The sequence below is a fragment of the Asticcacaulis excentricus CB 48 genome (genome assembly GCF_000175215.2).
GTDB classification, from domain to species: Bacteria; Pseudomonadota; Alphaproteobacteria; order Caulobacterales; family Caulobacteraceae; genus Asticcacaulis; species Asticcacaulis excentricus.
In genome coordinates, this window is the sequence record NC_014816.1 from 1,122,419 (window position 1) to 1,143,097 (window position 20,679).

Sequence of the window (20,679 nt, forward strand, 5' to 3'; positions counted from 1 at the left end):
AGGCGGCGGCGGCTACTCCGCCACCGTTGAGTCATTTCGCTTTCAGAAGTGCCGTCAGCACCTCACGCACCGTCTTCGGAGCCTGACCGGTCAGGGTTTGCAACGTATCCGTTACCCCGTCGAGCTGGCCGGCGCGGATGGCAGTTTCGGCCGAGGTCAGCATATCGGCCACGAAGTCAGGCAGGCCAGCCGCCTTCAGGCCGCCGCCGAATTGTTCATCGGTGAGCGGGATGAGGTTCACCGACTTGCCGGTGATGTCATTGGCGAGGGCCACAACGTCGCCATAGGTGAGAGCTTCGGGGCCGGTCACGGTGAAGGTACCGCCGGGGGCGTCACTGAGGGCCGCCGCCGCGGCACGGGCCGCGTCTTGGCGCGCCACATAGGCCACACGGCCTTCGGGCGCAGAGGTATAGAACTGCCCACTTTCCAGCGCGTGCGGCAGGCTCATCATCAGGTTTTCGATGTACCAGTTGTTGCGCAGGATCGTATGGGCGATGCCGGAGGCCTTGATCGCCTGTTCGGTGCCGTAATGGTCGGGGGCGAAGCTAATCTTGTTACCGGGTTCGGCATTGGGCAGCGAAGTATAGACAAGATGCTGCACGCCCACAATCTTGGCGGCTTCGATGGCGGCCGTGTGCTGTTTCAGACGCTGACCCGGCACGGCAAGGGCGTCAGTAGAGATGATCAGCACGCGGTCTACGCCTGCGAAGGTCTCAACGAGGGTGTCGGGCTGGTCAAAATCGGCTTTGCGGGTAGCAAAAGACGTGTTCAGCTTTGACGGCTCGCGCGAGGCTGCGATGACGGTGTGCGGGCTGTTCTCCAGCGCCTTCAGGACAAGTTGGCCCAGTTGGCCCGAAGCGCCCGTGACGAGGATGGTGGACATGGGGTGGTCCTTTCTCTATAAATCTCACATTAGTCTCAAAACGAGATCATGTGCAAAATAGGAAGTTTTGCGCCCCTGTAAAGACGGCACTATTTCGGGAGATAGGGATGAAAAGGGAACCATTGGCGCGCAGCCCAAAAAGTGAGAACCGGTTCTTGGAATCGGCTGCGCAACCCCTGAGAATCGTGAGCACGGAAGAACCGAATATTGCCGAGGTTGTGCTCAATGCCGGGTTCGACATTTCGACCTGTCCGGTACGCGATGTCATGGATCATATAGGCGGCAAGTGGTCGAGCCTGATGCTGCTGGTACTCTCAACAAAGCCGCACCGTTTTGGGGAGCTGAAGCGCGCGGTGCCGGATATTTCGCAAAGGATGCTGACCCAGACCCTACGTGACCTGCAACGCGATGGCTATATCAGCCGCCACGTCTTTGCCACCGTGCCGCCCAGCGTCGAATATCGCCTGACGCCGCTGGGCGAGTCGCTGATGCCTGCCCTCAAGTCACTGGTGTCATGGGCAGTGGACAACCACCCGCGTATAACCGAAGCGCGTCAGACGTTCGACGATGCATGAAAAACCCTTTCCTTTGAGAAGGAGAGGGTTGAAAGGGTTACGCCTTTAAGGCGTTCCAGGCGTCTACAAAGGCGGTGGCCTTGGCGTGGACGATTTCCGGCGTGTCGCCAGGCTTATAGACGCTGGAGCCGATGCCAAAGCCGGCGGCACCGGCGGCCACGAATTCCTTCATATTGCCGGGCTCAACACCACCGACTGGGAAAACGGGTAAGGTGCGCGGCAGGACGGCTTTGACGGCCTTAAGGCCCTTGGAGCCGGCCAGTTCAGCGGGAAACAGCTTGAGCGCGTCGGCCCCGGCGTCGATTGCTGCAAAGGCTTCGGTCGGGGTGAAGAAGGCCGGGAAGGAGATCAGGCCCAGCGCCTTGGCAAAGCGGATGACTTCCGGGTTGGTGTTCGGCGAAATGCAAATCTGCCCACCAACATCGTATAGCTTTTGCACATCGTCGAGCTTGAGCACCGTGCCCGCGCCGACGATGGCCTTTTCGCCCAGATGCGTTGCTAGCTTTTCAATGGAGACGAACGGCTGCGGCGAGTTGAGGGGCACCTCGACAACCTTGAAACCTGCGCTGATCAGGGCGTCGCCGACGTCCAGCGCTTCATCGGGGCCGAGGCCGCGGAGAATGGCGACAAGCGGCAGGGTTGCCAGCGTCTCCTGCCAGCGTTTGGTAAGGGTCATTTGGAACTCCGGAGCTTGTGAATTGCCCAAAGGCCTGATTCAGAGGCGGCATTACCGTCGAAGCGGGTCACATGGGTAAAGCCGGCGAAGGCCAGCGCTTTTTCATAAAGATCGACCAGCGCGCCGTCGCCGACCAGACGTACCGGGCTCTTGCCGTGGCGCTCCAGCTCCGCGACGATTTCCGCGCCGATCAGTATGCCCGAAAGATAGGTCGCCAGGTGCTCCGGCGCGATGTGGTTAAACAGAGCTTCGGTGCGCACAGAGAAGATGACCGACAAGAAGGCGCGGTTATACATGCCGCGCTCAACGCCTTTCAGGAACACCTCTTCATTGTCGGTGCTGTTTTCCATCAAAAGGCCAAGGATCGAATGGGCCTTAAGCACCTGGAACATTTCACCGGTCATGTGGGTCGAGAAGGACTCGACCTTGCCGCCGCGCACCAGCGCCCACTTGGAGTGGGTGCCGGGCAGGACGAAGAAGCCGTCAGACGGATCGGACTGAAGGATGCCAAAAATCTGGGTTTCTTCTCCCCGCATAACGTTCAGCAGGCCCGTGCCGGGGCTTTCGGCGAACAGGCCGGGGACGATGGCTACGTCCAGTTCTGACGGGGCCTTGACGAGGCCGTCGGCGAGGGTTTGCAGGCTAGCCGGGCAGGTGGCGTAGGGGGCTTCGACCCAGCCCTGACGTGAACCCACCATGCCGGACAGCAGGAAGGGTAAGTGCTCATGACCAGCAAAATCGCCTTTCAGCACGCTGAGGAGCGCCTGTTCAAAGCTTAGGACGCCAAGGTTTTTTAGCCCGATATTGGCGGCGTGGCGGGCAATGACCTGACCAGCCTCATCATAAAGGAACAGGCGGAAATTGGTGGTGCCCCAGTCGGCGGCGATCAGCGAAGGTGTGGTCATGGCTTTTCCTGAAATCTCCTCCCCGGCGTGGCAAGGGGAGGTAGCGGCTGGGTGTTCCTACCCCCTGAACTTTTGTGGTTCAAGGCCGGTATGCCCCCGCAACAGTTCACTTGGGATTTCAAACAAAGTCCCGGCTTCACGATCATCGGGCTGATCGATGGCAGCGGAGGTGACGAAGACGCGATCCAGCGCCGCACCTGCGAAGCAGACATTTGTGATCTGTTTGGCAGGCAGGGCGATGGAAAAATCAAGCGCGCCGTCTGGCGTGAAGCGGCTGACCTTGCTACCACCCCAGTGTGCGATCCAAATGCCGCCCTGTGCGTCGGTCGTCATGCCGTCGGGCGAGCCCCAGTCGTCAGGGAAGTGCACAAACAGGCGCTTGTTGACCGCTTCACCCTTAACAATGTCGAAGACGAAGACGTCGTTTTCGCCTGAGTCGGTGTGATAGATTTTGGCGTGATCGGGTGAGAAGGTCGGGCCATTGGCGACCTGATAAGGCCCATCGACCTCAATGTGGCTGAGGTCGGTATTGAGCCTGTAAAGTGCGCCGGATTTCTTGTTCTGCGGCTTATGCATCGACCCGGCCCAAATGCGGCCCTGATCGTCGGCCTTCGCGTCGTTCAGGCGATTGCCCGGCTCGTGCGGGAAGGGGTTGGCGATGTGCTTTAGGATAAAGGGCTCAAGGGATAACTCGTAGAAACCGCTCATTAGGCCGGCGATAAACCCGCCCTTTTCGCGCTCAATCACCCAGCCGATGTGATCCGGAAAGTACCAGGTCTTTTCCGACCCGTCGGCCAGATAGAAGGCGTGCAGGCGATTGCCCAGAATATCCACCCAATAGATGCACCCGTCACGCTGCGACCACAACAGGCCTTCGCCCAGAGCGGCCCCCGGCTTTGAGCGGCGGATAATTGTTTCGGTCATGGGCATCCTCCGGTTTTTATCAGGCCTTTCTTTTGTCGGACTATAGAAAGTTCCGCAAGGCGTCAAGTTTGTATGACAAATAAGCGCTCGGCGCCAAAGGGGCGCACAATTGGTCCGATTTGGAATAATACCGTTTCAAATCAGTGACCTGAGAAAAAGTGCCGCGAATGTTACCTTACGTCTATCTTGACGTTCGCGTAAAGCGGGCGCAATTAAGCACCAACCAATAATCTCAGGAGGATGGCAATGGCCAGCTTAATCCCAGGCGCCTATATCTACGATGCAGTGCGCACGCCGCGCGGCAAAGGCAAGAAGGACGGCAGCCTGCACGAAATCACGGCGCTGGACCTGTCGCGGCAGGTGCTGAAAGGTCTGAAGGACCGCAACGGCCTCGACACGGCGCTGGTGGATGATGTGGCCTTTGGCTGCGTCACCCCAGTGGGCGAGCAGGGCGGCGATATCGCCCGCGCGGCGGTGCTGGCGGCTGGCTATGCGGAAACGACCGGCGGCATTCAGGTCAACCGTTTCTGTGCGTCGGGCCTTGAGGCGATCAATATTGCGGCTGGTAAGGTCATTTCCGGCGAAGCCACCATGGCCATCGGCGGCGGGGTTGAAGCTATGAGCCGCGTGCCCATGGGCTCAGACGGCGGGGCGTGGGCCATCGACGTCAATGCGGCCTTCCCGACCTATTTTGTGCCGCAGGGTGTTTCCGCCGACATGATCGCCACCAAGTGGGGCTTTTCGCGCGCCGATGTCGATGCCTATGCGGTCGAATCGCATAAGCGTTCGGCGCAATCCTGGGCCGAAGGGCGCTTCAAAAAGTCGATCCTTCCGGTGAAGGATCAGATGGGCGTCACCCGTCTCGATTACGACGAGACCATCCGCCCCAATACGGACATGCAGACGCTGGGCGGCCTCAACCCGTCCTTCGCCATGATGGGCGAAATGGCCTTCGACGCGGTGATCAATCAGCGCTATCCCGAAATTGAGCGCGTCAACCACGTCCACACTCCGGGCAATTCGTCGGCAATTGTGGACGGCGCGGCCGCCGTGCTCATCGGTTCGGCCGAAGCGGCCGCCCTGTCAGGGCTCAAGCCGCGCGCCCGCATCAAGGGCATGGCCTCCATCGGCTCCGAGCCGTCCATCATGCTGACCGGGCCGTCCTTTGCCACGGAAAAGGTGCTGAAAAAGCTCGGCATGAGCGTGTCGGACATCGACCTTTACGAACTGAACGAAGCCTTCGCCTCGGTTGTGCTGCGCTACATGCAGGCGCTCGATATCCCGCATGACAAGATCAACGTCTGTGGCGGGGCTATCGCCATGGGCCACCCGCTGGGGGCCACGGGTGCCATGATCTTAGGCACCGTGCTTGATGAGCTAGAGCGCACCGGTAAGGGCACAGCACTTGTTACACTATGCGTCGGCGGTGGCATGGCCACTGCCACGGTGATCGAGCGGATTTAAGAACAGTCGAGGGAGAAAACACAATGGAATGCTTCAAAACCGAACTCGACGCCGATGGCATCCTGCTCTGCACCTTCGATGTGCCGGGCAAGACCATGAACACCTTTACCAAACAGGCCTTGGCCGACCTGCAGGCCATTGCCGAACGCGCCAAAACCGACGCTGAGGTCAAGGGCGTGGTGATCACGTCGGGCAAGACGACCGGCTTCTGCGCCGGGGCCGACCTTGAAGAAATGCTGGGCGGGGCGTGGGAAGCCAAGTCAGACCCGAACGATCCCGAGGGCGCGTTGAAGGCGGGTTTTGCCGCCGCCTTTGAGATGAACCGCGTCTATCGTCAACTGGAAACCTGCGGCAAGCCGGTGGCCGTAGCGCTCAACGGCCTGGCGCTGGGTGGCGGTCTGGAACTGGCGCTCGCCTGTCACTACCGCGTGCTGAACGACGGTCCAAAGACGCAAGTGGGCCTGCCGGAAATCAAGATCGGCCTCTTCCCCGGCGGTGGTGGTTCGCAACGACTGACGCGCCTGATCGGGGCGCAGGCCGCGCTTATGGCCATGTCAGAAGGCAAGAGCTTCAAGCCGAAGGACGCCCTGTCCGCCGGTATTGTGCATGAGGTGGTGCCGGTCGGTCAGGAGATCGAGGCGGCCAAGAACTGGATCAAGACCAAGGGAGACCCCGTCGCCCTGTGGGATAAGAAGGACTACAAGCTTCCCGGTGGCGGACCCTACCATCCGGCGGGCGCGCAAATCTTCATTATGGCAAATGCCCTGCTACGTAAGCAGTCCTATGGCAACTATCCCGCCGTGGTGAACCTGATGCGCGCCGTCTATGAAGGCCTGCAACTGCCTTTCGACAGCGCCATAAAGGTCGAAAGCCGCTACTTCGTCAACACCCTGCAAACCCCGCAGGCCAAGGCGATGATCCGCACCTTCTTCTTCTCCATGCAGCAACTGGGCAAGGGCTCCGGCCGTCCGGCAGGCGTGGAAAAGACCGACCCGAAGCAGGTGGCGGTTCTGGGCGCTGGCATGATGGGGGCGGGGATTGCCTATGTCTCGGCGCAGGCCGGTATCCGCGTCATCCTGATCGACCGCGATCAGGCCGCTGCCGACAAGGGCAAGGCGCACTGCGAAGGTCTGGTCAAAAAAGCCGTATCGCGCGGCAAGATGACCCAGGAAAGGGCGCAGGCCCTCCTCGACCTGATCGTGGCGACACCGGACTACACGCAGATTGCCGGTTCCGATCTGGTGGTCGAAGCGGTGTTCGAAAACACCGAACTGAAGGAAAAGGTCACCAAGGACGCCGAGGCCAAGCTCTATACGGGCGATAAGGCCGAGACGGCGATCTTTGGCACCAATACCTCGACCATCCCCATCTCGCTGCTTGCCAAGGCTTCGGTCGATGCCTCGAAATTCATCGGCATCCACTTCTTCTCGCCGGTGGACAAGATGATGCTGGTCGAAATCATCCGCGGCAAGGAGACGTCGGACGAGACTCTGGCTAAGGCTATCGACTACGTGCTCAAGATCCGTAAGACGCCGATCGTCGTCAATGATGCGCGCTTCTTCTACGCCAACCGCTGCTTCATCCCGTTCACCGCCGAAGGCCTGCACCTGTGGGCCGAAGGCTATGCCCCGGCGCTCATCGACAATGTCGGTCGGGCCACGGGTATGCCACGCGGGCCGCTGGAGATGATGGACGATGTGGCGCTCGACCTTTTGGTCAAGATCACCTCTGAAACCGCCAAGGCGATGGGCGACGCCTATGTGCCCATCCCCGGCGAAAAGGAGGTGGCGCAGATGGTCGCCGACGGGCGTCTGGGCCGCAAGAACGGCAAGGGCTTCTACGACTATCCGGAAGCGGGGGGTAATAAGAGCCTGTGGCCGGGTCTATCGGACAAGTTCACGCCCACCATCACCGATTCGACGCCGGAGCTGGCCGAAGATATCCGCAAGCGCCTGCTTTATATTCAGGCGGTGACGGCGGCGCGCTGCTTCGAGGAGGGTGTCATCAGCGACCCACGCGAAGCCGATGTCGGCTCGATCCTCGGCTGGGGCTTTGCGCCGTGGTCGGGCGGGATCGTCTCGCTGATCGACGCCATCGGTACGGCGAAGTTTGTCGAGGAACTGGACGAACTGACGGTCAAATACGGTGACCGCTTTAACCCGCCGCAATTGTTGCGTGATATGGCGGCGAAGGGCGAAACCTTCTACGGACGGTTCGGAAAGACCGATTCAGCCAAGGCAGCGTAACCCGTCTCAAAAGGGGCTGTTGAAAGAGGGAGCCAATTAGGCTCCCTCTTTTGTGTTGGGAGAGGTGCGTTGAAACATCTGGTAATCTTTTTGCACGGGGTGGGATCGTGCGGTGCGGACATGATCGGTCTGGGGCGGCACTGGGCCGAGGCCTTGCCGGACACGATATTTGCCGCGCCTGACGGACCCGATCCGTTTGATATCTATGCGCAAGCCAGTGGTCGGCAGTGGTTTTCGCTCAAGGGTGTGACGGCGGACAACAGAGCGCAACGGATTGTCGAGGCGCGTGAGGCCTTTGATAAGACCTTGCGCGCCGTCATGGCCGAACGCGGGATAGACGATCCAGCGCGGGTGGCGTTGGTTGGGTTTTCGCAAGGGTCGATCATGGCGCTCGACGCCGCGGTCAGTGGACGCTGGCCTATGGCGGCGGTGGTCGCCTTTTCCGGCCGCCTGTCTTCGCCGTTACCGTGGACGCTCGCGGCCACACCTATCCGGCTGGTGCACGGCGATCAGGACGAGGTGATCCCCTTTGCCGAAACCCTCGAGGCGGCAGAGCGTCTTCTCGCAGCGGGCTTCAGCGCCGACGCCCATATTCTCAAGGGGTTGGGCCACAGTATCAATGCCCCCGGCTCGCGTTTAGGGCGCGATTTTCTAGTGGGGGCTCTGAGTTAGGCCTCTTCCGGCGTCAGGGTCTGCATCGATAAGGCGTGGACCGGGCCGCTCAGTTCTTCACGCAGGGCCGCATTGACGGCGCGTTGACGGGCAACGCGCGTCTGACCGCGAAACGCCTCCGAGACAATCAAGACGGAAAAGTGACTTTCGCCCCCTTCACGCGCGCCCGAATGCCCTTTATGCTTGTCGCTATCGTCAGTGACTTCCAGACGAAGCGGGGCGAAGGCCGCCGTCAGTTTGGTCTCGATGTTCTCGCGTGTTTTACCCATAATTTAACCTCATAAGGGCTTTATAGAGGCCCGACTCCGACCTATATGGTCGGTTTGCGTAAAGTTCAAAGGGTCGCGTTCGAAATCATGAGCGAAGGGTACAAGTACAAGCCGAAGTTTGGTCTGGACATGCGTATTCGCCCGCCCAAGGAGGGCGAGGTGAATGGCAAGCGTCCCGAAGACGATGTGCTGTCGCTGAAGCCGGGTCAGGTGCGTTGCGAATGGCCGGAATGCCATCGCGCGGCCACGGCCAAGGCCCCGAAGTCGCGTGAAATGATGAACGAATACTATAACTTCTGTCAGGCGCACGCGGGCGAGTACAACAAGAACTGGAACTTCTTTGCCGGAATGTCCGAAGGCGAGGCCAAGGCGCACCGCGAAGCGACGATGACCGGTGGCCGCCCTACCTGGGCCTTCCGCGCCTCGGCCGCGTCGCGCGAAGCGGCGGCCTTTAGCGCCGGACGCACCAAGGGGGCGGGCATGTACGATCCGCACTCAGTGTTCGGGGCCGGAGCCGCGCCGCGCAAGCCGGGTGAAGACGCGCCGATCCAGCGTCAGTTCGGCAAGATCGAGCGCGGGGCGTATGCCGATCTTGATCTTGAGGTCGGGGCCGAGCCGGAAAAGGTGCGCGCCGCCTATACCGAACTGCTGAAGCGCTGCCACCCGGACAATAATGGCGGCGACCGTTCCGCGGAGGACAAGCTCCAACGCGTGATCAAGGCCTACAAAGTTCTCAAAAAAATGGGCCTTGCTTAAATGCCTTGAATTTGGCGATCTGGTACGTTGGCGTCACTTGGCCGTATTCATATTACGGGCTGCGTTAGCCTCCTGCCATCTCATCCAAATTGAAGGCTTTTGAGGCGAGCCAGGGTTAAAAACTTCGCACCTACGGCAAGAGGGTTAGGTAGGGGACTATGGCCGAGGTCAGAACCGGTGGATGTCAGTGCGGGGCTGTGCGCTTCCGTGTCGAGGGTGAACTGGGCCACGGCTCCATTTGCCATTGCCGCATGTGCCAAAAGGCCTATGGCAATGTCTTTGCTCCGCTGGTCAGCGTGCGTGAGGCGATGCTCCTCTGGACCAAGGCCGAACCCAAACGCTTCCAAAGCTCAAACCTCGTTCAGCGTGGTTTCTGCCCTGACTGCGGGACGCCCCTGACCTACGAAGCGCCGGACGGCGTGGCGCTGTCTATCGCTGCCTTTGATGATCCCACTGACATCGCTCCGGTCATCCAGTTCGGGACCGAAGGCCGCCTGCCGTGGGTCAATGGCCTGCACAACCTGCCGGAGCGCACTACCCTTGAAGACGTCGAGGCCGCGCCGTTTCTTGATAAGCTGATCAGCCATCAGCACCCGGACCATGACTGAACCGGCGTCAAAAAAATCCGTCTCCGGCGTGTTTTAGGGTTGAGTCTTGAGGACATAGGTCTTAGCTGAAAAACGCATCCGTTTGTCCGTCCGAAAGCGTATTTTGCCATGCCCGTCCTCACCTCCGATACCCTTACCGATCCGCTTCTGGGCCTTGTGCCGGACAAAAAGGTATCCCTGCGCGAGGTGTTCGGCGTCGATTCTGATATGCTGGTCCCGGCCTTTTCGACCCGCGATGAGCATGTGCCGGAAATCGACCCGTCCTACCGCTTTGATCCGCAGACGACCATCGCCATCTGCGCCGGCTTTGCCTATGACCGCCGCGTTATGGTGCAGGGTTTTCACGGCACGGGTAAGTCCACCCATATCGAGCAGATCGCCGCGCGGCTGAACTGGCCGCTGGTGCGCGTCAATCTCGACAGCCATGTGTCGCGTATAGACCTGATCGGCAAGGATGCCATCGTGCTCAAAGACGGTCAGCAGGTCACCGAGTTCAAGGAAGGCATCCTGCCGTGGTCGCTGCAACGGCCTGTGGCGCTGGTGTTCGACGAATACGATGCCGGGCGTCCGGACGTGATGTTCGTGATTCAGCGTGTGCTTGAGGCGCAGGGCCGCCTGACGCTGCTGGATCAGAACAAGGTTATCCGCCCCAACAGCTTCTTCCGTCTGTTTGCCACCACCAACACCATCGGTCTGGGCGACACCACCGGGCTTTATCACGGCACGCAGCAGATCAATCAGGGTCAGATGGACCGCTGGTCGATCGTTACCACGCTCAACTATCTCAGCCACGAGGCCGAGGTGGAGATCGTTCTGGCCAAGCTGCCGGAGTTCGACACGCCGGAGCGCAAGAGCCTGATCGACGCCATGGTGCGCGTCGCCGACCTGACGCGTTCGGCGTTTGCAAATGGCGATATTTCCACGGTGATGTCGCCGCGTACCGTCATCACCTGGGCGCAAAATACGCTGATCTTTGGCAATGACCCGGAGGTGGCCTTCCGCCTGACCTTCCTCAACAAGTGCGATGAGCTGGAGCGTCCGACTCTGGCGGAATTCTATCAGCGCAGCTTTGGCGCGGATGTGAAGGAAAGCGCCCTCAAGGTGAAGGTGATCTAGGTGCATCCCTTCCTGACTGCGGGGAGGGAGGTCCACGAAGTGGTGGGTGGGGCAAGCCACGCAAAGACTGCCCCCTCCGGCGAGACAAGCTCGCCACCTCCCCCGTTTCACAGGGGAGGATAAGAGGAAACCAATGGCCAAGCCCGTTACCGTTCTGTCCGATCCGTTTCGCAAGGCGCTGATCCATTCGACGCGCGCCCTGGCGGAAGACCCAGACCTCGAAGTCGTCTTCGGACCGGACGGACCGCGTCTGGATGGCCGCAAGCTGGTCCTGCCCAATCCGCCGCGCGACCTAAACGCCCGTCTTTCTGCCACCGTGCGCGGGCAGGCAGACCGGCTGGCGCTAAAGGTGGCGCATCACGACGCCGCCATCCACGTCCGTGCCCGGCCTGTCGATACGGCGGGCGCCGAAGCCTTTGACGTGCTGGAAGAAGCGCGGCTTGAGGCCATCGGGGCCAATGCCATGGGCGGGGTGCGCAAAAATCTGCGCGCGGCGCTTCAGTCTGATCTCGACCGAAGCGGTTTGGGGCGCAAGGAAGAAAAGTCCGAACTCAATCTGGCCGACATTCTGGGTCTGATTGCGCGTGAAATACTTACCGGTGATCCTGTGCCGAACGAGGCGCAGCGGGTAGTCAATCTTCTGCGCGACGAGATCGAGCACAAGACAGGGCAGGGTCTGAACGAACTGGCGGAGCTGATCGCTGATCAGAAGGCCTTTACGCAAAAGGCGCGCGAGGTGTTGCGGGCGCTGGACCTCACCGACGATTCGCAAGACGCCAAAGAAGAAGAAACGAACGACGAGGGCGAGGACGAGCCGTCCGAAGGCAATGACCCGTCGGCTGAGGCCGAAGAGGATGCTGAGGATCAGGACGATTCGCAGCCGCAACAGGAAGAAGAACCCACTGGTGGCGACGATCAGTCCCAGACCGGCGACGAGGACTTCACCCAGATGTCGGGCGATCCGCAGTCTCTGGCCGAAGGCTCCGCCGATGAGGTCGTCGATGGCGAGGCCGCCGAGGCCAGCCAGATGCAGACCCCCAATGCGGGCGGTGAGCGCAAGGACTATGACGTTTTCACCAAGGCCTATGATGAGGTCATCAACGCCGAAGACCTGTGCGATCCCGAAGAATTGGAGCGGCTTCGCGGCTTCCTCAATCAGCAACTGGCCAATCTGTCGAATGTCGTCGCCCGCCTAGCCAATCGGCTGCAACGCCGCCTGATGGCCCAGCAGAGCCGGTCCTGGAATTTCGACCTCGAAGAGGGCGTGCTGGATGCCTCGCGCCTGACGCGGGTGATCATCGACCCCAGTGCGCCCTTGTCGTTCAAGCAGGAAAAGGACACCGAGTTCCGCGACACAGTCGTCACGCTTCTGCTCGACAATTCAGGCTCGATGCGCGGGCGGCCGATCATGGTCGCGGCCATCTGCGCCGACGTGTTGGCGCGAACGCTGGAACGCTGTGGCGTGAAGGTCGAGATTCTAGGCTTTACCACTAAGGCGTGGAAAGGCGGGCAATCGCGCGAACAGTGGGTGCGCGAAGGTAAGCCGGCGGCGCCGGGACGCCTTAATGACCTCAGACACATCATCTATAAGGCCGCGGATAATCCGTGGCGTCGGGCCAACAAAAACCTCGGCCTGATGATGCGCGAAGGCCTGTTGAAAGAGAATATCGACGGCGAGGCCCTGCAATGGGCCTATACGCGCCTCTTGGGGCGGCCGGAGTCGCGCCGCATTCTGATGGTCATATCCGACGGCGCGCCGGTCGATGATTCGACCCTCAGCGTCAATTCGGGCCACTATCTCGAAAACCACCTGCGCAAGGTCATCACCGACATCGAAGGGGCCGGGCGCGTGGAACTGGCGGCCATAGGTATTGGCCACGACGTGACGCGCTATTACCGCCGGGCCATGACGCTGATTGATGTCGAGCAACTGGGCGGGGCGCTGATCGAGAAGCTGGCTGAACTGTTCGATGAAAAGGCCGCCGCACGGCGGCGATAAGACCACCGCTGCCTTATGGAGAGGGTGGCCAAACGGAGTTCTCATGCGATTGGTCTTGTTGTTCTCTGCCCTGCTGACCACCGCGGCTTTGGCCGGTCCCGTGCCTTATCAGGGCGGCACGCGGGTCAGCTTCACTCCCTTGCCGGCGGTCAGCGGTGCACCGGCGCAAAAGGCCCGCTATGTTGGCGGCTATGAGGTCAAAGGAGAGGGCACGTCCTGGCTGACCGGCCTGTCCGATTTGGTCGTCAAACCGGGTAAGGACGGGGTGATGATCGACGCCATCGGCGATTACGGCAGCCGTGCGCGCTTCACCCTGCCGGTACGCGGCACAGAAGGCCCGCTGAGCGTAGAGATGTTGCGCGCGGCCGACGGCAAGCCCTTTGGCAACAAGTCGCTGTCTGATGCCGAAGACATGTCCGTCGATCCGCGCGATGGCTCGGTCTATGTCTCGTTTGAAGGCGATGCGCGCGTAATGCGCTATGGCCCCGATCTGGGCGGGCCGGGTGAGCGCCTGCCGCTGACTGGCCTGCCCGCCCTTCCGTCGAATGAAGGGCTTGAGGCGCTTACGTTGCACCTTTCTACAAAGGGAGTGGCATCGCTGATTCTGGGGGCCGAGGTTGGCGGCTTCTGGAGGTGCGCACTCGATTCCTACAGATGCGAGACGCTCACCGGGCCGACCACGCCGGGGTTTACTTACAAGCTGGTGTCTTTGGCCCCGCTCGATCCCGCCAGACCCGATGAGATGCTAGCTCTCTACCGCTTCTATCTGCCCGTGGTAGGAGCGCGTAATGTCCTGCGTGTTTTGCGGCTTGAAGGAAATCGCCTTAAGGTGATCGATGAGATCCTGCGAATCGAGCCGCCCCTGCCTATCGACAATTATGAGGGCGTGTCGGCGGTCAAAACGCATGACGGTTATCGGCTCTATCTGATCAGTGATCCGATCGGGGACGATGACCCGACCCACCTGCTGATGTTCGATTACCGGCCCTGATGCTTACGCTGATCGCCCCGGCAACCGCCTCGGCACAGATTATGCTGGCTGTTCTGGTCTGGCGGCAATCCGCCGTGCCCGGACGCCGTGAGATGGCCGCCGCCCTGTGTCTGGGGGCGCTCTATTTCCTGCACGCTGCTTTTCCGGAAGTGCTCAAGCCCTTGGTGCCGATCATCGCCGCCGGACCGCTGGCGTTCAACCGTGCGCTCGGTCTGGGTCTGGGGCTCACGCCGCGCCCGCTGAAAGTCGATGCGGCGCTTCTGTTGTTGCTGGTGGGATTAGCTGGCCTCGGATTTATTGTCTCACCGGCGCAAATCCTCTGGGACGCGCTCAGTCTCTATCTCTTTTTTGAATTGCCTGTGCGCCTGTGGCGGCGCTTGCCTGGTGATCTGCTTAACGCGCGCCGCCGCGTCAGTTATGCCCTGCTGGCCGTCGGGGCTTTGCTGGGGGCTGGCGTTGCCATAGTCTCGGTTCTGGGCGGAGCCACTCCGGCGGCCACCGTCGGGGCCCTTCTGACGCTCCTGCTGTGTTTGTCTACGGTCGCTTTTGGCGGAGAGCTTAAGCGAACCTTGTCACCGGAGCCCAAAGGGCTGGATGCCGCCGAAACGCGTCTGCTGCAACGGGTGCGCGCTGAAATGGCCAACAGCTATGGCGACCCCAGGCTCAGCTTGTCGCGGCTGGCGCAGCGGCTCGGCGTCGCCGAACACCGTCTTCGCCGGGTTATTCACGCCGGCGAAGGGGAGGAGCACTTCAGCCGATACCTCAACCGCTGGCGCATCGAATCGTTCAAGGCGCGGGCCAAGGAGGAGGGTACGATTCTCGAACTGGCGCTGAGCGTGGGTTACAATTCGCTGTCGGCCTTCAATCGCGCGTTCAAGGCCGCGGAAGGGATAACACCCAGTGCCTTTCGTGCGGCTCTGAAAGCGAAGACCAGCGACGCCAGTCCGAAGACACCCGACACGATGAGCGGCCAGTAGGCATTGCCCAGCAGCGTCCCTGCTGCAACCGACAGCAGCGCACCGGTTAGCCCCGTCATTTTGAAAGCGTGCTCCGCGGGGTTTAGCCAACGACGCCAGTTCTGGGGCAGGAGGGTGCGTCCGACATCCCAACCGCCATAAAAGATCATGCCTCCCATCGCCCCGTTGACGAGGGCGGGGGACCATTGCACAGCCCCACCGTGACGAATGAACCACAACAGGCCAATACCTCCGCCTAGTAGGGAGAGCGCAGGAATCATGTCCGGCCATTTACGGCCCCTGTCCCGCAAGCGCAGGGCGCGTGGCCCGCTCCATAGCTGATAGGCGACCAGCACACTCACGCCCATCAGGTCCAGTTTGCCGCGAAACAGGAACGCCCCGATCAGGGCGGCGGCAACCGACAGGCCCGTCAGCCCCAGCATCAGGCGGCCGTTGAGTCGATGCAGGCGATTACCCTTGCGGCGGCCCAGAATGAATAGTCCGGTCAGCAGCGCGGCGCTGGCGCTCAGGACGTGGGTAAAGATGTTGAGACTGTGCAGATCAGGCATAAAGGGCTCCTTGTGTGAGGGCCTTTGTGCCGGGCATATGTCGCTTCGACTGCGCGATTTCAGAAATCAGTCATACCAAAGGTCATTGAAACGGCCGTTGGTATCCCTATGCGGCGTGATTTCGGGCAACAAAAAACCCCGATGCCGGAGCTTCGGGGTTTTTCGTGTGTTCGGTTGGAACCGAAAAGCTTAGGCAGCGGCCTTCTCAGCCAGCTTCGCCTTGATCTGCTTCTTCAGGCGACGAGCGCGCAGAGACAATTCGGTGTCGTCAGCCTTGACGAGGAAGGCGTCCAGACCGCCCTTGAAGTCCAGCGTGCGCAGAGCGGCGTTGGAGATCTTGAGACGGAAGGATTGACCCAGAGCTTCGGATTGAAGCGCGGTTTCACGAAGCGAGGGCAGGAAGCGACGCTTCGTCTTGATGTTTGAGTGGCTCACGGAGTGGCCGACCATCGGGCCGACACCGGTGAGTTCGCAACGACGCGACATGATATCCACCTTCGTTAGAAACAATAGACAGGGCGCGGCCTTTCAACGGCAGCGCAAGAGGCGCGTTCTATAGGCAAAGCCAGCCACAGCGTCAAGCGGAAAAACCCCGTGCCGGGAGGGTTTCCTGTGTGCTTGCGACGATCCGCAGTGACTCTTTATGGCATCAGGCCGAAATGTCCTCGTGGCGGCGGGTCATACCTATCACGAGGATAAAATGGACGACACCGCGAAGTTCGATACCATCGCCGGTCAGGGTGGCGAAACCCATCAGCATGTCCGTCATTCCGGTCCGCACACACCGGAAGGTCATCTGACGACCAATCAGGGGATTCGCGTCTCCGACAACCAGAACAGCCTTAAGTCCGGGGTGCGTGGCCCAACCCTGCTTGAGGACTTTGTTCTGCGCGAAAAAATCTTTCACTTCGACCATGAGCGCATTCCTGAGCGCATCGTCCATGCTCGCGGTTCGGCGGCGCATGGCTATTTCGAACTGACGCGGTCCCTGTCCGACATCACCACAGCCGATTTGTTCCAGCGGGTGGGCGAGCGTGTGCCGGTCTTTGTGCGCTTTTCGACCGTCGCCGGCGGTGCGGGCAGCGTCGATACGCCGCGCGATGTGCGCGGTTTTGCGGTGAAGTTCTACACGCAGGAAGGCAACTGGGACCTTGTGGGCAACAATATCCCGGTCTTCTTCATTCAGGACGCCATAAAGTTTCCTGACCTCGTGCACGCTGTGAAGATGGAGGCCGACCGGGGCTACCCGCAGGCAGCCTCGGCGCATGACACCTTCTGGGACTTCGTGTCGCTGATGCCGGAATCGACCCACATGCTGATGTGGGCCATGTCCGACCGCACCCTTCCGCGCGCCTTTCGCACCATGGAGGGGTTCGGCATCCACACCTTCCGCTTCGTCAACGCCGAGGGGAAGTCCACCTTTGTCAAGTTTCACTGGAAGCCGAAGTTAGGGCTGCAATCGCTAGTGTGGGACGAATCGCTCAAAATTCAGGCCGCCGATAACGACTTCCACCGCCGCGACGTGTTTGAGGCCATCGACCGCGGGGCCTTCCCCGAATGGGAACTGGGTGTGCAACTGTTCGATCAGGCGCTCGCCGACAGCCTGCCCTATGATGTGCTGGACGCCACCAAGATCATCCCAGAAGAGGTGGTGCCGGTGACCATTGTCGGGCGGATGGTGCTTGACCGCAACCCGGACAACTTCTTTGCCGAGGTGGAGCAGGTGGCCTATTGTCCAGCCAACATCATCCCCGGCATCGACTTCAGCAATGACCCGCTGTTGCAGGGGCGGCTATTTTCCTATCTCGACACGCAGCTCAAACGGCTAGGCAGCACGAACTTCCATCAGTTGCCGATCAACGCGCCGAAGTGTCCCTTCCAGAACTTCCAGCGCGATGGCCAAATGCAGATGCAGGTGCCCAGGGGGCGCGCCAACTATGAGCCCAACAGTCTGGGAGCGCATGGCGAAGACGGCGGGCCGCGCGAATGTCCGGTGACCGGGTTCACTACGGTTTCTGCTCGAGACGGTGCGGACGAGCAGGGCGGCAAGCTGCGCGTGCGGCCGGAGATGTTTGCCGATCACTATTCACAGGCGCGCTTATTCTGGAAATCGCAGACGGACTCCGAGCGCGCGCACATCGCCTCGGCCTTCGTGTTTGAACTGTCGAAGGTCACTCTGCAGGGAGTCGCGCCGCGCATGGTGGCCAATCTGCGCAATGTCGATGACGAACTGGCGACGCGCGTGGCGGATGGGCTGGGGATCGACCTGCCCGCCGCAAGTCAGGTGGCGCGCGAGCCCATCGACCTGGCCCCGTCCGATGCCCTGTCGATCCAGAAGAATCTGAAGCCGACCCTGCAAGGGCGCAAGATCGGTATCCTGATCTGCAAAGATAGCGACGCAACGGTCTTTAGCCAGCTTAAGGCTGATATCACGGCGGCGGGTGCTACGCCCTTCGTGGTTGGCGGCCAAATCCATGGCATACCGCTATCGGATGGCAGTCTGGCCGATGCCGACGCGCAATTGCTTGGCGCGCCGTCGCAACTATTCGATGCGGTGTTTGTCCTGCTGTCGGAGGCGGGGACGGGGCGACACCTCAAAGAAGCGGCCTCCATCGAATGGGTTATGAATGCCTTTGGTCACCTGAAGGCCATCGGCCACATGCCGGAAGCTCAGCCCCTGCTCGACAAGGCGGGCGTGGTGCGGGATGCGGGCGTAGTGGGGGTCGACGGCTTTATCGCCGCGGCGGCTCAGCGCTTTTTCGACCGCGAGCCGAGTCTGCGGACTCTGGCTTAAACGAAAGAAAACCCCGGAGATCGTTCTCCGGGGGTTTCATTGGGTTATCTGCCAAAAATCAGGCTGCCTTGATTAACGACTTGTTGAGCAGGGCCACGGCAGCATCGCGGTCGATCTTTTCGATCGCGGCGACTTCGCGGGCCATGCGGTCGAGAGCCGATTCGTAAAGCTGACGCTCGGAATAGGACTGCTCCGGTTGATTTTCGGCGCGGTGCAGGTCGCGGACCACTTCGGCGATTGAGACGAGGTCGCCTGAATTGATCTTGGCTTCGTACTCCTGCGCGCGACGCGACCACATGGTGCGCTTCACGCGGGCACGGCCTTTCAGAGTCACCAGCGCTTGCGACATGACAGCGGCCGGGGCGAGGTGGCGCAGGCCGGCCGTCTTGGCCTTCTTGGTCGGGACGCGCAGGGTCATCTTCTCGTGGTCGAAGGTGACGACATAGACTTCGAGCTGATAGCCGGCCACTTCCTGGCTCTCAACGGCGGCCACGGTGCCGACGCCATGCGCCGGATACACAACTTTGTCGCCCGTCTTGAATTCGAGTTCTGCTGCAACAGTCGTCATTGCGGTCCTCTTTCTGTTTGAATGAGGTCGAGGGGCAGGCGCTGATATAATCCGCTCACACGACGCATACGACTGACCGGCGATCAGGGAGGAGGCCGGAAGACGCAGACGCAAAAAAACAACGACGTCCCTTGATTGGCTTAAGGGCATCGCTGCTATGTATGAATGGACTAAGACAAGCCTGTCATCCGACCTTTGTCGAAGATGCCGGATGTGCGGGAGAGCGCAGGCGGCATTTTAGGTGAATATAGGGAGATGCCGGTGGAACGCGACGCGCGCCTCTGCATCAATGCAACCATCTCTATCATAAAATTACATAAAAATAAAGTCCGGCTGCCAGGAAAGCGTCGTAGTGATGGGTGGCGCGGAGTTGAGGTCATAGACACAAGTGTGTATGCATTTTTCAAAGTAAATAGTAAAGTAAATTCGAATGTAATGTGCACGTACATTTCTTTAGAAGGCGAATTTGCGCATCATTTTCAATCAAAACGGTTCGGGGTTTCATTTTAAATGACGAGGTTTCCTGGTTCGTCAGGATTTTAGACATGGCAGATTTCCGCGCGGGGAGCGGGCGCACTCAAAAAGCTTGTGGATGAAAGTATAGGGGCGGGGTCGATAAGGCTGAGGTTACTCTTCGCGGGGGCAACAATTATGAGGATTTGTTACGGTTGTCGTGATCGCGTGGGCCGAAGGCGGGCAGGCTCAGCGACCAGTGGATCGCCGCCCCGCGCAGCGCTAGGGCAGCGACGAATCCGCTGAGGCCTGCCGGCCAAAACGACAAGCCAAACAGGGTCAGGGTGACAAACACCGACGCCCCCAAGAGTGCAGCGGTGATATAGATTTCCCGGCGCAACAACAGGTTGGGCTCTCCGGCCAGCACATCGCGGATAATCCCGCCAAAGGTTGCGGTTAGCACGCCCATAACCCCGGCGGACACAGGCGCAACGCCGAGGTTCAGTGCTTTGGCTGCCCCCACCACCGCATAGGCCGACAGCCCAATGGCGTCCAGCCACAGCATGGCCAGCATCCGCTTTCCAGGCTTGCCATCCGGGCGCGGTGAGGCATTGCGCGGAGCCAGTATCCACACGGCCAACCCGGCGAGCGCGCAAATTAGGATGTAGTCGGGTCTCTGTACCCAAAACACTGGTGCTCCGATCAGAAGGTCACGCAGCGTCCCCCCACCAACGCCGGTAATGGCGGCGAAAAAGGTGAAGGTGATGATGTCCTGCCGCCCGCGCGCCGCGGCTATGGCGCCAGAGGCCCCAAACAGGGCCACGGCGGCGTAGTCCAGCCAGAAGAGGGCGGTGTTGAGGGCGCTAACGGCAGGGTCGGGGACGGTCATGAGCCTTGCTTACTTTATTTTGCCCGACGATGCGATGGACGCGTTGTTGATCCTTTTTGCCGTATCGAAGCGATCAGTCATCGGATCGTTGAACGGCGAGAGTGCTTTCAGGACGTCCCGCGCGGTGTCAGGGGGAGGCGTCCGCCGAAACCATGACACAGAAACGTTGGTGACCCCTGCAGGACTCGAACCTGCGACCTCTGCTTTAGGAAAGCCTTGCTCTATCCGGCTGAGCTAAGGGGCCACTCGCGTCGGGTTTAGCACGCAGCTCGCGCGTTTGAGAAGCCGTTTCAAACCCAGCCCAGCCTAAAAATCTGTGTGAGAACGTAACCCACTCGACTCAAGGTGCGACTCAGCGCAAATGAT

At 60.5% G+C, this 20,679-nt stretch carries 19 protein-coding genes and 1 tRNA gene; 11 read left to right on the top strand and 9 right to left on the bottom strand.

Features of this window, described 5'->3' with window-relative positions; all coding sequences use genetic code 11:
• Window positions 1-31: 31 nt before the first annotated feature.
• Entirely contained in the window at window positions 32-883 is an 852-nt protein-coding gene (locus ASTEX_RS05315) for an SDR family oxidoreductase (protein WP_013478583.1), read from the bottom strand.
• A 185-nt stretch (window positions 884-1,068) separates the two neighbouring features.
• Between ASTEX_RS05315 and ASTEX_RS05320 the strand changes: the two genes are divergently transcribed.
• Window positions 1,069-1,458 (top strand): winged helix-turn-helix transcriptional regulator, encoded by a 390-nt coding sequence (locus tag ASTEX_RS05320; RefSeq protein WP_245532535.1) that lies wholly within the window; start codon window positions 1,069-1,071, stop codon window positions 1,456-1,458.
• Between the two features lie 37 nt (window positions 1,459-1,495).
• Here the strand turns inward: ASTEX_RS05320 and ASTEX_RS05325 are convergent, their stop codons facing one another.
• The 3 genes from ASTEX_RS05325 to ASTEX_RS05335 are packed head-to-tail and all read right to left on the bottom strand — an operon-like array spanning window position 1,496 to window position 3,963.
• Complete coding sequence (locus ASTEX_RS05325) at window positions 1,496-2,134, bottom strand: 2-dehydro-3-deoxy-6-phosphogalactonate aldolase (RefSeq protein ID WP_013478585.1); 639 nt, start codon at window positions 2,132-2,134, stop codon at window positions 1,496-1,498.
• Entirely contained in the window at window positions 2,131-3,039 is a 909-nt protein-coding gene (locus ASTEX_RS05330; RefSeq protein WP_013478586.1) for a 2-dehydro-3-deoxygalactonokinase, read from the bottom strand. The genes ASTEX_RS05325 and ASTEX_RS05330 overlap by 4 nt, the downstream gene beginning before the upstream one ends.
• Before the next feature lie 57 nt (window positions 3,040-3,096).
• Window positions 3,097-3,963: an SMP-30/gluconolactonase/LRE family protein gene (locus ASTEX_RS05335; protein ID WP_013478587.1), complete on the bottom strand. Its 867-nt coding sequence runs from the start codon at window positions 3,961-3,963 to the stop codon at window positions 3,097-3,099.
• 258 nt (window positions 3,964-4,221) lie between these two features.
• On the opposite strand from ASTEX_RS05335, the gene ASTEX_RS05340 reads away from it, so the two are divergent.
• From ASTEX_RS05340 to ASTEX_RS05350, 3 genes are all read left to right on the top strand, one after another.
• A complete protein-coding gene (locus ASTEX_RS05340; RefSeq protein WP_085930462.1) occupies window positions 4,222-5,427 on the top strand; it encodes an acetyl-CoA C-acetyltransferase in 1,206 nt (401 codons plus the stop codon).
• Between the two features lie 23 nt (window positions 5,428-5,450).
• Entirely contained in the window at window positions 5,451-7,673 is a 2,223-nt protein-coding gene (locus ASTEX_RS05345; RefSeq protein WP_013478589.1) for a 3-hydroxyacyl-CoA dehydrogenase NAD-binding domain-containing protein, read from the top strand.
• A 69-nt stretch (window positions 7,674-7,742) separates the two neighbouring features.
• The gene (locus ASTEX_RS05350) at window positions 7,743-8,345 is read left to right on the top strand and encodes an alpha/beta hydrolase (RefSeq protein ID WP_013478590.1); all 603 of its coding nucleotides are present in this window, start codon (window positions 7,743-7,745) and stop codon (window positions 8,343-8,345) included.
• Here the strand turns inward: ASTEX_RS05350 and ASTEX_RS05355 are convergent.
• Entirely contained in the window at window positions 8,342-8,614 is a 273-nt protein-coding gene (locus ASTEX_RS05355) for a BolA family protein (RefSeq protein WP_013478591.1), read from the bottom strand. The genes ASTEX_RS05350 and ASTEX_RS05355 overlap by 4 nt on opposite strands.
• Window positions 8,615-8,701: 87 nt before the next feature.
• Between ASTEX_RS05355 and ASTEX_RS05360 the strand changes: the two genes are divergently transcribed.
• The 6 genes from ASTEX_RS05360 (at window position 8,702) to ASTEX_RS05385 (ending at window position 15,061) form a co-directional block, all read left to right on the top strand.
• Complete coding sequence (locus ASTEX_RS05360) at window positions 8,702-9,370, top strand: J domain-containing protein (RefSeq protein WP_013478592.1); 669 nt, start codon at window positions 8,702-8,704, stop codon at window positions 9,368-9,370.
• A 158-nt stretch (window positions 9,371-9,528) separates the two neighbouring features.
• Complete coding sequence (locus ASTEX_RS05365; RefSeq protein WP_013478593.1) at window positions 9,529-9,978, top strand: GFA family protein; 450 nt, start codon at window positions 9,529-9,531, stop codon at window positions 9,976-9,978.
• Window positions 9,979-10,086: 108 nt separating this feature from the next.
• A complete protein-coding gene (gene cobS / locus ASTEX_RS05370) occupies window positions 10,087-11,094 on the top strand; it encodes a cobaltochelatase subunit CobS (RefSeq protein WP_013478594.1) in 1,008 nt (335 codons plus the stop codon).
• 133 nt (window positions 11,095-11,227) lie between these two features.
• Complete coding sequence (cobT, locus tag ASTEX_RS05375) at window positions 11,228-13,093, top strand: cobaltochelatase subunit CobT (RefSeq protein ID WP_013478595.1); 1,866 nt, start codon at window positions 11,228-11,230, stop codon at window positions 13,091-13,093.
• A gap of 43 nt (window positions 13,094-13,136) precedes the next feature.
• The gene (locus tag ASTEX_RS05380; protein ID WP_013478596.1) at window positions 13,137-14,084 is read left to right on the top strand and encodes an esterase-like activity of phytase family protein; all 948 of its coding nucleotides are present in this window, start codon (window positions 13,137-13,139) and stop codon (window positions 14,082-14,084) included.
• Window positions 14,084-15,061, top strand: coding sequence for a helix-turn-helix transcriptional regulator (locus ASTEX_RS05385; protein ID WP_013478597.1), 978 nt, complete (start codon window positions 14,084-14,086; stop codon window positions 15,059-15,061). The genes ASTEX_RS05380 and ASTEX_RS05385 overlap by 1 nt, the downstream gene beginning before the upstream one ends.
• 737 nt (window positions 15,062-15,798) lie before the next feature.
• Here ASTEX_RS05385 and rpmB read toward each other — a convergent pair.
• On the bottom strand, window positions 15,799-16,095 hold the full coding sequence (gene rpmB / locus ASTEX_RS05390; RefSeq protein WP_013478599.1) for a 50S ribosomal protein L28: 297 nt from the start codon (window positions 16,093-16,095) through the stop codon (window positions 15,799-15,801).
• Window positions 16,096-16,309: 214 nt separating this feature from the next.
• Between rpmB and ASTEX_RS05395 the strand changes: the two genes are divergently transcribed.
• Window positions 16,310-18,403: a catalase gene (locus tag ASTEX_RS05395; RefSeq protein ID WP_013478600.1), complete on the top strand. Its 2,094-nt coding sequence runs from the start codon at window positions 16,310-16,312 to the stop codon at window positions 18,401-18,403.
• 58 nt (window positions 18,404-18,461) lie between these two features.
• On the opposite strand, the gene ASTEX_RS05400 is transcribed toward ASTEX_RS05395, so the two are convergent.
• From ASTEX_RS05400 to ASTEX_RS05410, 3 genes are all read right to left on the bottom strand, one after another.
• On the bottom strand, window positions 18,462-18,971 hold the full coding sequence (locus tag ASTEX_RS05400; protein WP_013478601.1) for a CarD family transcriptional regulator: 510 nt from the start codon (window positions 18,969-18,971) through the stop codon (window positions 18,462-18,464).
• Window positions 18,972-19,620: 649 nt separating this feature from the next.
• Window positions 19,621-20,313: a trimeric intracellular cation channel family protein gene (locus ASTEX_RS05405; RefSeq protein WP_013478602.1), complete on the bottom strand. Its 693-nt coding sequence runs from the start codon at window positions 20,311-20,313 to the stop codon at window positions 19,621-19,623.
• Window positions 20,314-20,480: 167 nt separating this feature from the next.
• A tRNA-Arg gene (locus ASTEX_RS05410) sits at window positions 20,481-20,557 on the bottom strand.
• Window positions 20,558-20,679: the final 122 nt, after the last annotated feature.

Excerpts from the sequence above, each read along its gene's own strand:
- ASTEX_RS05315 (WP_013478583.1), bottom strand. The coding sequence starts at position 883 with ATGTCCACCATCCTCGTCACGGGCGCTTCGGGCCAACTGGGCCAACTT.
- ASTEX_RS05325 (WP_013478585.1), bottom strand. The coding sequence starts at position 2,134 with ATGACCCTTACCAAACGCTGGCAGGAGACGCTGGCAACCCTGCCGCTT.
- ASTEX_RS05330 (WP_013478586.1), bottom strand. The coding sequence starts at position 3,039 with ATGACCACACCTTCGCTGATCGCCGCCGACTGGGGCACCACCAATTTC.
- ASTEX_RS05335 (WP_013478587.1), bottom strand. The coding sequence starts at position 3,963 with ATGACCGAAACAATTATCCGCCGCTCAAAGCCGGGGGCCGCTCTGGGC.
- ASTEX_RS05345 (WP_013478589.1), top strand. The coding sequence starts at position 5,451 with ATGGAATGCTTCAAAACCGAACTCGACGCCGATGGCATCCTGCTCTGC.
- ASTEX_RS05355 (WP_013478591.1), bottom strand. The coding sequence starts at position 8,614 with ATGGGTAAAACACGCGAGAACATCGAGACCAAACTGACGGCGGCCTTC.
- ASTEX_RS05360 (WP_013478592.1), top strand. The coding sequence starts at position 8,702 with ATGAGCGAAGGGTACAAGTACAAGCCGAAGTTTGGTCTGGACATGCGT.
- ASTEX_RS05365 (WP_013478593.1), top strand. The coding sequence starts at position 9,529 with ATGGCCGAGGTCAGAACCGGTGGATGTCAGTGCGGGGCTGTGCGCTTC.
- cobS (WP_013478594.1), top strand. The coding sequence starts at position 10,087 with ATGCCCGTCCTCACCTCCGATACCCTTACCGATCCGCTTCTGGGCCTT.
- cobT (WP_013478595.1), top strand. The coding sequence starts at position 11,228 with ATGGCCAAGCCCGTTACCGTTCTGTCCGATCCGTTTCGCAAGGCGCTG.
- ASTEX_RS05380 (WP_013478596.1), top strand. The coding sequence starts at position 13,137 with ATGCGATTGGTCTTGTTGTTCTCTGCCCTGCTGACCACCGCGGCTTTG.
- ASTEX_RS05385 (WP_013478597.1), top strand. The coding sequence starts at position 14,084 with ATGCTTACGCTGATCGCCCCGGCAACCGCCTCGGCACAGATTATGCTG.
- rpmB (WP_013478599.1), bottom strand. The coding sequence starts at position 16,095 with ATGTCGCGTCGTTGCGAACTCACCGGTGTCGGCCCGATGGTCGGCCAC.
- ASTEX_RS05395 (WP_013478600.1), top strand. The coding sequence starts at position 16,310 with ATGGACGACACCGCGAAGTTCGATACCATCGCCGGTCAGGGTGGCGAA.
- ASTEX_RS05400 (WP_013478601.1), bottom strand. The coding sequence starts at position 18,971 with ATGACGACTGTTGCAGCAGAACTCGAATTCAAGACGGGCGACAAAGTT.
- ASTEX_RS05405 (WP_013478602.1), bottom strand. The coding sequence starts at position 20,313 with ATGACCGTCCCCGACCCTGCCGTTAGCGCCCTCAACACCGCCCTCTTC.